The sequence below is a fragment of the Oryzophilus luti genome (assembly GCF_059726245.1).
Genome location: NZ_AP040874.1, coordinates 1,115,184 through 1,127,696, shown reverse-complemented (window position 1 = coordinate 1,127,696; position 12,513 = coordinate 1,115,184). Strand labels below are relative to the sequence as shown.

The following is a 12,513-nucleotide window of genomic DNA, read 5'->3' as shown; positions in this document are numbered from 1 at the left end:
GGAATCGTCATGAAATTGCAGGCATTCCTTCTTACCGCTGCATTCGCAATCTTCTCCGTCTTTGTCGCGCCCGCCGCAACCGCGCAAGAACAGGAGGAGCATCTCTCTCTCCCGACCGTCTCCCAGTTGTTTGACCACCTGCGCGAGCACCAGAAGGAGTTGGAGCGTGTCCGCCAGAACTACATCTTTGTCGTGGACGAACAGGAGCAGGAACCGCAGAAGGGCGGCGGCTATCGCACGGTGGAGACGAACACCTACGAAGTTCGCTATACCTACGGGTGGAGCGTGCGCACGCTGATCGCACGCAACGGTCAGGCGCTCTCCGCCGAGCAGATTGCGAAGAACAAGCAGGAATCCGACAAGATGATGCGCATGGCCGAGCAGAGTCTCGACCGGTTGGCCAGCGATCCGCTGGCGCAGGGCAGCAGCCTGAATGTCTCCGACTTCCTCGCCGCCGACGACTTCAAGAACATGCGCCGCGAAAACTATAAGGGCCATCGCGTGCTCATCTTCGACTTTGCGCCGAAGAGGGACTTTGAGCCGAAGAACGCGAGAGAAAAGTTTCTGAAGAACCTGGCGGGAACCATCTGGGTGGACGAACAGGCGGTGCAGCTCATCCGGCTGGAAGCGCGCCTGATCAACAACGTCAGCTACGGCGGCTTTCTTGTCTCCATCAAGAAGGGCATGAGCATCGTGATGGAGCAGAAGAAGGTAAACAACGAAATCTGGCTGCCGAGCTACAGCGAATTTCACCTTGACTCACGTGCCTTCCTGAGCGGAAAGCACGTGAACCTCGTCGATCATGTGCGCGACTACCGGCGCTTCCGCGTGGAGACCGTCTTCAAACCGCTCGAAGAAGGCGCGCCGGAGACCGACACGCCCACGCAGCCAGCGCCGCAGACCACGGGGCAGCCGCAGCACTAGGCGGTTGCCGCTACCAGGTGTCGATGCAGATGGCGCGCAGCACGCTCAGCGCGTAGCGCTCCCAGTGCGTCTCAAAGCCGGTCTTCCACTCCACGCAGGCATCGTTCACCAGCCCCTTGTCGTAGAGCCACAGGCCGTCCTTCAGGTCGGAGTATATGTCGGAGAGGCCATCCCAGGTGTAGTGCGCCGAGGGCTTGCGCGCCTCTTCGTCTTCCGCGGCTTTCACCGGATCGGTCACATCCCAATACTCCTGCACCGGAAAATCCGCAAAGCGTGCCTTCATCCGCGTCATCAGCTCGGCGATATCTTCCTTCTCGCGCGCTGGAGGCTGCTCGGTCGGAGCCACGGAGGGCAATTCAAACGCCGCGCCGATGAGCTGAATTAATAGGGTGTGCGCCCGCCGGGTTTCCTCGTATCCCCACAGCGACTCGCCTTCCACCCACTCGCAGTACTGCCGCGCCAGGGCGGCGAAGTTTTCAATCGCGCTACTCAATGCCAAGCTCCTTCCAGATCCTGTCAACCTTCTGCTTCACGTCCTCGCGCATGGTCAGCACCTCGGGCCACGGGCGCTGGAAGCCCTCGGCGGTCCACTTGCGCGTGGCATCCACGCCCATCTTGCTGCCATAGTTCGGCAGCCGCGAAGCATGGTCGAGCGTATCCACCGGCCCCATGGTGAACTGTATATCGCGCTCCGGGTCAATGTTGTTCAGCGCGCGCCAGGTCACTTCGCGCAGGTCTTGCACGTTGCAATCCTCGTCCACCACCACAATGCACTTGGTGAACATGGCCTGCCCCAGCGACCAGATGGCGTGCATCACCTTGCGCGCCTGCCCCGCGTAGCTCTTGCGGATGGAGACGATCATCAGGTTGTGCGCCACGCCCTCGGCAGGCAGGTTCACGTCCACCAGTTCAGGGATGGTCATCTTCATCATCGGCAGGAAGCAACGCGCAATCGCCTTCTCCATGTACGCGTCTTCCTGCGGCGGACGCCCCACGATCGTCGCCGAGTAGATCGGATTCTTGCGGTGCGTTACACACGTGACATGGAAGACCGGGAATTCATCTTCGAGCGAGTAATAGCCAGTGTGATCGCCAAACGGGCCTTCCGTGCGCAGTTCGCTCAGTTCCACGTAGCCTTCCAGCACAATCTCCGCCGAGGCCGGAACCTCAAGATCAACGGTCTCGCACTTCACCACTTCCACCGGCTTCTGCCGCAGGAAGCCCGCGACCATGTATTCGCTGATCTCCGGCGGCGCAGGCACCACGGCGGCGAAAGTCAGCGCCGGATCGGTGCCAATGGCTACCGCGACCTCCATACGCCCGTTCAGCGGCGTGCCAGTCACGGCCACGGAGCCACCCGCCGTGCGCGCCATCAGGTCAACACTCGCGGCCTTTCCTACTGTGTCCTTACCCGTCACCGCCTCGCGCATGCGCTCGCGGAAGTGCTCAGCGGCGTTCTTGTGCCGCTGCCAGTGCATGCCCGTGGTCTGCGCATCGTAAACCTGCATGCGGTACATGCCGATGTTGTGCTTGCCCGACCGCGGATCGCGCGTTATCACGCACGGCAGGGTGATGAACCGGCCGCCATCCTCGGGCCAGCACTGCAGCACCGGGAAGTCCTGGAGGTTAAAACTGCCCTGGCGCAGAATCACTTCCTTGCACGGCCCGGTGCTCACCTGCTTTGGAAAGAAGCTGCCCATCTCGGCCAGCATCGGCAGCATCTTCATCTTGTCGAACAGGCCCTGCGGTGCCTTCAGGTCAAGGAAGCCGCGAATGCGCTCGGCAATCTCGTCGAACGATTCGGTCCCGAGCGCCATGTTCATGCGGTGCTCGCTGCCAAACTGGTTCACCAGAATCTTCTGCCCCGGATGCCCCTTCACGTTCTCAAACAGCAGCGCCGGGCCGCCCGGCCCCATCTTGCCGCGCGCGCCCCACTTGCTCACGCGGTCCACAATCTCGGTGACCTCAAGAATCGGGTCCACCTCGGTCTTCACACGCTTCAGTTCGCCGGCTTTTTCCAGCGCGGCAATCCACTCGCGTAAATCGTTGTAGGCCACGCGGCCTCCTTCGCAGTGCAGTCGGCAGAGCCTTGTGCTCTACCGCTCGTCTTCCGAATCTTCTTCCCCATTCACATCTGAATCTGCGGGCAACGCGCGGTACTCAGCAACGCCATCGTCGGTCCACTCATGACCGCAGGCATCGCACTGCCACTGAAAATTACGCGCGTTCTCGCCTTCACCCTCAAAATCCATCAGCACAATCTCAAACGAATGGCATTGCGGACAGCACGCCGCAGCCGACTCCTCAGTAACGGCGGCCTCCTCGAGCGACTTGCGATACTCCTCAGGATTTGCCTCCGCCCACGCTTGATCCGCGCGATGGCGGTCCCAGGCCGTGATGATGACCGGCACGCCCTTCTCGTAAGACTCAATCTCCTCGGGATCGTCCACGCGCTCTTCGCCAAAGACGACGGGGATGTTCGCATTGGCAAGCACCTCGCGCACGTGCTGCGCTTCAGCCAGGCTCGTGGCGGTGTCCCAGCGGATCAGACCGGAGCCTTCCATATCGCACGAACCCGACGAACATCCGCCAACGCAGTCAGCAGCAATCTGCGTCGCCGTCAGGTTCGGCTCTGCCGGCTCTTCGGGCACAGCCTGCACCATCTCATGGCGCGCGCGCCGCACGGGCTTGGGAGGTTCATACTTCAGGCTGCGCGAGTTCATTTCTCCGCGCAGAACCTCGCGGGCGACGTCCGTCAACTCGCCTTCCTGCGCGGCCAGCTTCAACAATTCTTCGTCGGCCATCTGGCTGTAGATACCGCTCAGCCTCGTCCATTCCTCGTTCGGATTGCAATCGCTCATGGGATTGTTCGGTATTCGTTCGTGATGCGGAACACCCGATTATAAACAGAAATGGCGCGGTTCTCACCGCGCCCTTCCCCATTTCACTTAGCTTTCGCTTCCCTGCTACTTCATGTCTTCCATGATCTCGTCGAGCACGCTCTTCGGCGGCCGCGTGACGCTCTCCGGCAGAGTGCCCAGCGGCAGCTCACCCACGTTGAGCAGCTCCATGAAGTCGGGCCGCCCGGTCTCCACGTAGAAGACGCCGGTCAGCACCTCGTGGTTCTCCTTGGCGCGCGTCAGGCGGTCAAGCGCCGCGCGCTTGCTGGTCGGGTTGTAATCCTCTTCCAGCTTGCGCAGGCAGAGCGTGCCACCGTCGTGCAGCGTCACCTCGGTCGAGCCTTCGTAGTCCACGTCAATATCCGCAAAGGCCGGCACAAAGTTCACGTCGTGCAGCGGCTCTTCGTGGTCCTTCATGAACTTGAAGCTCTTGGTCGAACCCTCGTGGTCATTGAAGGTCACGCACGGAGAAATCACGTCGATCATTACCGTGCCGCGATGCGCGATGGCCGCCTTGAGAATCGCGGCCAACTGGTGCTTGTCGCCGCTGAAGGAGCGCGCCACGAACGTTGCCCCAAGCTCAATGGCCAGCGCGCAGATGTCGATGGGCGGCAGCTCGTTCACCACGCCGTTCTTCAGCTTGGAGCCGAGGTCGGCGGTGGCGGAGAACTGGCCCTTCGTCAGACCGTAGACGCCGTTGTCCTCCACGATGTAGATCATCGGCATGTTGCGCCGCATCAGGTGCACGAACTGGCCCATGCCTATGGAGGCCGTGTCGCCGTCGCCGCTCAGGCCGATGGTGGTCAGCGTGTGGTTGGCCACGATTGCGCCCGTCGCCACGGCAGGCATGCGTCCGTGGACGCCGTTGAAGGCATGTGCGCGCCCCATGAAGTAGGCCGGGCTCTTGGACGAGCAGCCGATGCCGCTCATCTTCATCACCTTCTCCGGGGTAACGCCCATCTCGTAGAAGGCTTCCACCAGACGCTCGCTGATGACGTTATGCCCGCAGCCCGCACACAGCGTGCTCTTGGCGCCGCGGTAGTCGAGCACGGTCAATCCGATTCGATTGGTCTTGGGCTGGCTCGCCGGTGTGGTTGCCATTACTTCACCTCCTGCGCGGCGTTTTCCTGCGCCACAATTGCCTCGGCCACCGTGCTTGCGCACAGCGGATGACCGTCATAGTTGCGTACGCTGCGCAGCCTCGGAACCAGCGTTTCCGGCAGTTCCAGCTTCAGCAACTGCTCCATCTGGCCGTCGCGATTCTGGTCGATAACGTAAACGCGCTCGTGAGTCTTCACGAACTCCGCCACTTCCTCGCCGAACGGGAAGGCCCGCACGCGAAGATAGTCCACCGCCAACTTCTGCTTAGCCGCGAGCTGGTCGATGGCTTCCACCGTGGCCCAGTGCGAGGTGCCGTAGGCGATGATGCCGACCTTGTTCCCTTCACCCTGCAACACAGGCTTTGGCGCCAGCTTGGCCGCTGTTTTCGACTTCAGCGCCAGCCGGTTCATGTTGTTCACGTAGTCTTCCGGACGCTCGCTGTAATGCGCCACGGCGTTGTGTCCGCTGCCGCGCGTGAAGTACGCGGCCTTGCCGTGGCCATTGCCCGGCAGCGTGCGGTAGCCAATGCCGTCACCGTCCACGTCCGTGTAGCGGCCAAAGCCGCCGAGCCGGTCGAGGTCATCCTTGGAGAGCACCTTGCCGCGCTTCAGCGGCTTGGTCGGATACTCAAACTCGTCGCTCATCCAGAGGTTCATGCCGAGGTCGAGATCGCTCATCACGAAGACCGGGGTTTGGAGTTGTTCGGCTAGATCAAAGGCTTCGCCCGCAAACTCAAAGCATTCCTTCACCGAGTTCGGGAACAGCAGCACATGCTTGGTGTCGCCGTGCGACATGTAAGCCGTGGAGAGCAGGTCTGCCTGTTGTGTGCGTGTCGGCAGGCCCGTCGAAGGCCCAACGCGCTGCACGTCCCAGACCACGGCGGGAATCTCCGCATAGTAGCCGAGGCCGGTGAACTCCGCCATCAGCGAAAGGCCCGGTCCGGAGGTCGCAGTCATGGCTCGAGCACCCGCCCAGGATGCGCCAAGCACCATGCCCATGGCGGCCAGTTCGTCCTCAGCCTGCACAACCGCGAAGGTTGCCTTGCCGTCCGGCGACATGCGGTATTCCTTCAAGTAATCGGTGAGGTTTTCCACCAAGGTCGAAGAAGGCGTGATCGGGTACCAGGCCACCACCGTCACACCGGCGAACATGCTGCCAATGGCAGCGGCGGTGTTGCCGTCGATGATGATCTTTCCCGCCGTCTCATTCATCGGCTCAATCTTGTACGGGTCCTGCTTCTTCAGCTCCGCGCTGGCCCACTCGTAGCCGGCTTTCGCGGCATTCCAGTTCAGGTCGGCGGCCTTCACCTTTTTGGCAAAGTGCTTGCGGATGGCCTTTTCGATCTCGCTCATGTCGAGCGAGAGCAGATGCGCCACCACGCCGACATACACCATGTTCTTGACCAGCTTGCGGAGCTTGACCTCCGGGCAGATGCCGGCGGTGATCTTGTCAAAAGGCGCGGAGTAGAAGTGCAGATCGTTGCGCGTCTCGCTCAGCTTCAGCGGTTCGTCAAACAGTACGGCCGCGCCGGGCGAGAGTTTCTTGACGTCCTCCTGCGCCGATTCGGCGTTCATCGCCACCAGGAATTCCACTTCCTTGCGGCTGCCGATGTAGCCATGTTTGCTGGCGCGGATGGTGTACCAGGTGGGCAATCCCGCAATGTTCGACGGGAACAGGTTCTTGCCGCTGACCGGCACGCCCATGGCGAAAATGGTGCGCAGCAGCACGTTATTGGCTGTCTGCGACCCCGATCCGTTGACCGTTGCCACCTGTATGCTGAAGTCGTTTACGACCGGCTGCTGAGCCGGTGCGTTCGTACCCTCTTGGGGGGCCACTTCCATGGAAGACATTCCGAATACCGTCCTTAATTTTGGAACACGCGAGCGTGTGGCGGCCCGAGTTCATGGGCACGCGATCCACCCTCATTGCGTTCAGAGCGCAACCGCCAATTATAAGCCCGGGCACCAAACCCTGCCCGACGGCGCACGCGCCGTGCTAACGCCCTGATCTTAAAGATGCAGAAAGTGGTACAGAGGAACTACGTGGAAGCGAATTAAGTCTTGCGCAGCCAGATTTCGCGTAGCGTGTGGTCGTTGTTCTTGCGCCAGACCAGCGTGGCGCGCTGCCGCGTCGGCTGGATGTTACTGCGCAGGTTCGCCAGGTTGATTTCGCGCCAGACGCCGAGTGCGAATTCGTGCGTCTCCTGCTCCGACATGTTGCGCCGGTCGTAGAAGAACGATTCCGGCTTCTGGAACGCCGTGCGGCGCAACAGCTCCACGCGCTCCAGGTACCAGTGCTCCAAATCTCCTTCTCTCGCGTCGAGAAAGACGGAGAAGTCGAAGAAGTCGGAAGCCACAATCTCCGTGCCCGGCGGCACCTGCAACACGTTCAGGCCTTCAAATATCAGGATGTCGGGCTGCTCTACATCGCGGTATTCGCCCGGCTTGATGTCGTAGGTCTCGTGCGAATAGACCGGCACGCGCACGCCGCGGGCGCCCGACTTCACTGCCCAGAGGAAATCGATAATTGCGCTCTGGTCGTAGCTCTCCGGGAAACCTTTGCGGTGCATCAGGTTTCTCTCAAGCAGCACCTTGTTCGGATAGAGGAAGCCGTCGGTGGTGACCAGTTCCACGCGCGGATGGTCCGGCCAGCGCGCCAGCACCGCCTGCAACACGCGGGAGAACGTGCTCTTGCCCGCAGCTACACTGCCGGCAATGGCGAGTATGTACGGCGGATGAACCGTCAGGTTGCCGAGAAAGGCATCTCGCACATGCCCGAGGCTGCGCGCCGCCGCCACGTGCAGGTTCAGCAGACGTGAAAGCGGCAGGTAGGCCTCGCGCACCTCGCTCAAGGGCACCTGCTGATTGATGCCCCGCAGGCGCTCCAGGTCGGCGTCACTCAAATACAACGGTGTGTTCTGCCGCAGTTCGGCCCACTCTGCGCGCGAAAATCGCTTGAACAGCGTCCGCTCTTGCCCGTTGGTCACGGTTCCCTAAACTTCCTTGTAGATTCGTGCCATGTTCCGGAACTTGTTGTAGCGCGCGTCCAGCATCTGGCGCGTGCTGAGCTTGCGAACATCCGCCAGCGCCGCCTGCAGGCGCGCGTCGAGTGTTGCGGCCATTGCCACATGGTCCGTATGCGCGCCGCCCACCGGCTCCGGCACAATTTCGTCGATGATGCCGAACTGGATCAGGTCCTGCGCGGTGATCCTCATTGCCGCCGCCGCCAGCTCGCGCTTGGTAGCGTCGCGCCACATGATGGAGGCGCAGCCCTCGGGCGAAATCACCGAGTAGACGCTGTTCTCAAGCATCATGATGTGGTCGCCCACGGCAATGCCAAGCGCGCCGCCGCTGCCGCCTTCGCCCGTCACGGTCACAATCACAGGGACTTCAATGCGGGCCATCTCCAGCAGGTTGCGCGCGATGGCCTCGGCCTGTCCGCGCTCTTCGGCACCAAGGCCCGGATAGGCGCCCGGCGTATCCACAAAGGTAAAGATCGGGCGGCCCCACTTCTCCGCCATGCGCATGGCACGCAGCGCCTTGCGGTAGCCCTCAGGGCTAGGCATGCCGAAGTTGCGGTAGACCTTCTGCTTGGTGTCGCGCCCCTTCTGGTGCCCCACAATGAGCACCTGCTCGCCGTGGAAGTCGGCCATGCCGCAGACGATCGCCGGGTCATCGGCAAAGCCGCGGTCGCCATGAATTTCACTGAAGTCGCCGAAAATGTGCTGCACGTAGTCGAGCGTGTAGGGCCGGTTGCTGTGGCGCGCAATCTCCGTGCGCTGCCAGGCCCCGAGCGGCATCTGCATCTGGCGCCGAAGGGTCTCAACCTGTTCGTGCATTGCCGTCAGCTGTGCGCGCGCCGCCTGGTTCTCCCCGGCGACCGCTTCCAGTTCCGCGATCTGCTTTTCGATCTGTTCCAGTTCCTGCTGGGTATTGCCGCTTGCGTCTGCCATTCACCTCTACCTATGCCTGCAGGCGCTCCGTGAGCGCCGCGGCCGTGGGGTTAATCCACCACTTTTACGCTGCCGCGTCCGCACAGTTCTTCCACACGGTTGATGAAAGAACGATCCGGCAACACATTATAGCCTTCGGGTTGCATCACCACCACGTACTGCCCTTCGCGCTCCAGCTCAAACATCACGGCAGCCTCGCCCGGAGCCTCCGTAAAGATGTGGTGCAGCGCGTCGACGGTCTCCACCGTGGCCTTGGTCAGGTCAATCTGGAGCCGCAACGCGCGAGCCAGCCTCGGCTTCGCTTCGTCGAGCGGCTGAATCTCATTGATGGCGATCTTTGGCGTGGAGCCTTCCTCCACCCGCACGCTGGCCTTCACAAACACCGGCACTTCGAGCTTCAGCTTCTCGCCAAGCCGCTTGTAGGCCTCCGGAAAAGCGATGGCGTCGATCTTGCCAGTCATATCCTCAAGCGAAAGGTTCGCGTACAAGTCGCCCTTGCGAGACTTCATCACCTTCGCGGTTCCGAGGATGCCCGCCGTCGCAACTTCTTCGCCTTTGCCCGATGAACGCTTGAACTTCTGCAGGTCCTCCACGCTCAGCGCGCGCAGGTCGGCGATTTTGTCCTTGTACTTCTCCAGCGGGTGCCCGCTGACGAAGAAGCCGAGCACTTCCTTCTCCGCCGACAGGCGCGTGTACTCATCCCAGTCGGGTGTGCTGGGCAGCGGGCGCTCCGCCTCCTCTGCCGTGTCCTCAAAGAGCCCGAACAGGCCCTCCTGACCTGCATCGCGGTCGCGTGCGGCCTTCTGCGCCTGCTCAATTGCCTTGTCCAAGGCGGCCATCAACTGCGAGCGCCGTCCGAGGTCGTCCATTGCTCCGGCCTTGATCAGCGATTCGAGCACGCGCTTGTTCAGCAGCCGCAGGTCCACCTTCTCGCAGAACTGGTAGATGCTTGTGAACTTGCCGAGTTCCTCGCGGGCCGCCACGATGGAGGTAATGGCGTTCTGGCCCACGTTCTTGACCGCGGCCAGGCCGAAGCGGATGGCGCCGTTGACGGGCGTAAAGTTCGACTTGCTCTGGTTGATGTCCGGCGGCAGAACCTCAATGCCCATGTCGCGGCACTCGCTGATGTACTTCACCACGTCGTCCGTGTTGCTGGTGACCGAGGTTAGCAGCGCGCACATGAACTCCACCGGGTAGTGCGTCTTCAGGTAGGCCGTGTTGTAGGCGACGATGGCGTAGGCCGCCGAGTGCGATTTATTGAAGCCGTATCCGGCGAACTGCTCCATCAGGTCGAAAATGTGTCCGGCCTTGTCCTTGTTGAAGCCTTTCTCGGAGGCGCCGGACATGAAGCGCTCACGCTGTTTCACCATCTCCTCGGCAATTTTCTTGCCCATGGCGCGGCGCAGCAGGTCGGCTTCACCCAGCGAGTATCCCGCCAGCACGTTGGCGATCTGCATCACCTGTTCCTGGTAGACGATGACGCCGAGCGTCTCCTTCAGGATCTTCTCCAGCTCGGGGAGCATGTAGTCGACCTTTTTGCGTCCCCACTTGCGCTCGATGAAGTCGTCGATCATGCCGCCCTGAATCGGGCCGGGGCGGTAGAGCGCGTTCAAGGCCGTCAGGTCCTCCACCGAATCCGGGTGATAGCGCCGCAGCACGTCGCGCATGCCCTCGGATTCAAACTGGAAGACGCCGCTGGTGTGTCCCTGGTGGAAGACGATCTCAAAGGTCTTCGGGTCCTGCCGGTCGATGGTCTGCAGGTCCACCGTCTCGCCATGCGTTTCCTTGATCATGTGGAGACAGTCGTCGAGAATTGTCAGCGTGGTGAGCCCGAGGAAGTCCATCTTCAGCAGGCCCATCTTCTCGATCGACTTCATGTCATAGGCGGTGACGATTTCGTCGTTCTTCGTCTTGTAGAGCGGCACCATGTACTTCAGCGGCGACGGCGCAATCACCACGGCCGAGGCATGCACGCCGGTGTTACGGCAAAGGCCCTCGAGCTTCTTCGCCGTGTCCACAAGGTTCTTGGTTTCCGGATTGTTCTGGTAGGCGTCCTCGAACTGCGGCGATTCCTTCATCGCCTTGTCGATGGTCATGCCCGGTGTGCCGGGGATCATCTTGGCGACCTTGTCGACCTCGGCGTAAGGCATGTCGAGCACGCGGCCCACGTCCTTGATGGCAGCCTTGGCGGCCATGGTGCCGAAGGTGATGATCTGGGCCACCTGCTCGCGACCATACTTCTGCGTTACGTAGTCGATGGCCTCGCCGCGCCGGTTCATGCAGAAGTCGACGTCGATATCAGGCATGGTGACGCGCTCGGGGTTCAGGAAGCGCTCAAACAGCAGCTCGTTCTGAATGGGGTCCACGTCAGTGATGCCCATAGCGTAGCCCACCAGCGAGCCGGCGGCCGAGCCGCGCCCCGGGCCGACCGGAATGCCTTTGTCCTTGGCGTAGCGTATGAAGTCCCAGACGATGAGGAAGTAGCCCGGGAACTGCATCTGGCGGATGATGCCGATCTCGCGGTCGAGCCGCTCCTGGTAATCCTTGAACTCGTGCCGTAGCTGGCCGCGCGCCTTCAATTCCGAGAGCAGCACCATGCGGCGCTTCATGCCCTCGCGCACCACGTGCTCAAAGTAGCTGTCGATGGTCTCGCCTTCCGGCACATCGAACTTCGGGAAGGCATCGTGCAGCTTTTCAATCTTCATATTGCAGCGCTCGGCAATGCCGAGCGTGCGGGTCAGCACCTGCTCATAACCGCGGAAGACGTTTGCCATTTCCTCGTAGCTCTTGACGAAGAACTGGTTGGTCTCAAACTTCATGCGGTTGGTTTCATGCAGGCACTTGCCGGTCTGAATGCAGACCATGGCGTCCTGCGCCAGCGCATCGTCCTCGCAAATGTAGTGGCTGTCATTGCTGGCCACCATCGGAATGTCGAGGTCCTTTTCCAGCCGGAACAGGTCTTTGTGGATGCGTTTTTCGAGCTCCAGCCCCTGGTCCTGAATTTCGAGGAAGAAGTTGCCGCGACCGAAAATATCCTGGAATGTCGACGCCGCCTCGCGCGCCGCTTCGTACTTGCCTTCCGTCAGCCGCTCGGCCACCTCGCCCTTCAGGCAGGCGGACATGCCGATCAACCCCTTGGAATGCTCCGCCAGAAACCGCTTGCTGATGCGCGGCTTGTAGTAGAAGCCGTTCAGCGAGGCCTCCGAGCAGATCTGCACCAGGTTGCGGTAGCCTTCCTGGTTCTCCGCCAGCACGATCAGGTGGTTGTAGCTGTCGCCGGAAGGGTCCGCGCGGTGGTCTTCCTTCTTGCAGATATACAGCTCGCAGCCGAGGATCGGCTTGATGCCAGCTTCCTTGGCGTCGTTAAAGAAGTGCACGGCGCCAAAGATGTTGCCATGGTCGGTCATGGCAACGGCGGGCATGCCAAGTTCCTTCGCCCGATGGGTCAGCACCTTGGTATCGCAGGCGCCGTCCAGCATCGAGTAGTCGGTGTGCAAATGCAGATGGACAAACTGTGCGTCAGACATGGGCTCGGACCCTATTCTACTTCGAGCGGGCGACCCACCCTGTGAAATTCCGGCACCCAAAGCCTCCGGGTAAGCCTGCAACCGGCGCCCCGTCCGGCATCTATAATGG

The 12,513-nt window shown here is 61.4% G+C and carries 9 protein-coding genes; 1 reads left to right on the top strand and 8 read right to left on the bottom strand.

Annotation, left to right across the window (positions count from 1 at the left end):
- The first annotated feature begins 9 nt into the window (after window positions 1–9).
- Window positions 10–924: a hypothetical protein gene (locus AC6IZO_RS04905; protein WP_497808564.1), complete on the top strand. Its 915-nt coding sequence runs from the start codon at window positions 10–12 to the stop codon at window positions 922–924.
- Window positions 925–934: 10 nt separating this feature from the next.
- Here AC6IZO_RS04905 and AC6IZO_RS04900 read toward each other — a convergent pair whose 3' ends face one another.
- The 8 genes from AC6IZO_RS04900 to dnaE form a co-directional block, all read right to left on the bottom strand.
- Window positions 935–1,417 carry a DUF5063 domain-containing protein gene (locus AC6IZO_RS04900; RefSeq protein ID WP_497808562.1) on the bottom strand — a complete coding sequence of 161 codons (483 nt, stop codon included), beginning with the start codon at window positions 1,415–1,417 and terminating at the stop codon, window positions 935–937.
- Complete coding sequence (locus AC6IZO_RS04895; protein ID WP_497808560.1) at window positions 1,410–2,981, bottom strand: UbiD family decarboxylase; 1,572 nt, start codon at window positions 2,979–2,981, stop codon at window positions 1,410–1,412. Before AC6IZO_RS04895 ends, AC6IZO_RS04900 begins: the two co-directional genes overlap by 8 nt.
- 39 nt (window positions 2,982–3,020) lie before the next feature.
- Window positions 3,021–3,785 carry a hypothetical protein gene (locus AC6IZO_RS04890; protein ID WP_497808558.1) on the bottom strand — a complete coding sequence of 255 codons (765 nt, stop codon included), beginning with the start codon at window positions 3,783–3,785 and terminating at the stop codon, window positions 3,021–3,023.
- A 105-nt stretch (window positions 3,786–3,890) separates the two neighbouring features.
- Window positions 3,891–4,925, bottom strand: a complete 1,035-nt coding sequence (locus tag AC6IZO_RS04885) for a 2-oxoacid:ferredoxin oxidoreductase subunit beta (RefSeq protein WP_497808556.1) — start codon at window positions 4,923–4,925, stop codon at window positions 3,891–3,893.
- Window positions 4,925–6,775, bottom strand: coding sequence for a 2-oxoacid:acceptor oxidoreductase subunit alpha (locus tag AC6IZO_RS04880; protein ID WP_497808554.1), 1,851 nt, complete (start codon window positions 6,773–6,775; stop codon window positions 4,925–4,927). The genes AC6IZO_RS04885 and AC6IZO_RS04880 overlap by 1 nt, the downstream gene beginning before the upstream one ends.
- Before the next feature lie 203 nt (window positions 6,776–6,978).
- Window positions 6,979–7,911, bottom strand: a complete 933-nt coding sequence (coaA, locus tag AC6IZO_RS04875; RefSeq protein WP_497808552.1) for a type I pantothenate kinase — start codon at window positions 7,909–7,911, stop codon at window positions 6,979–6,981.
- Between the two features lie 6 nt (window positions 7,912–7,917).
- Window positions 7,918–8,877: an acetyl-CoA carboxylase carboxyltransferase subunit alpha gene (locus tag AC6IZO_RS04870; protein WP_497808550.1), complete on the bottom strand. Its 960-nt coding sequence runs from the start codon at window positions 8,875–8,877 to the stop codon at window positions 7,918–7,920.
- Between the two features lie 50 nt (window positions 8,878–8,927).
- Window positions 8,928–12,404, bottom strand: a complete 3,477-nt coding sequence (gene dnaE, locus AC6IZO_RS04865; protein WP_497808548.1) for a DNA polymerase III subunit alpha — start codon at window positions 12,402–12,404, stop codon at window positions 8,928–8,930.
- Window positions 12,405–12,513: the final 109 nt, after the last annotated feature.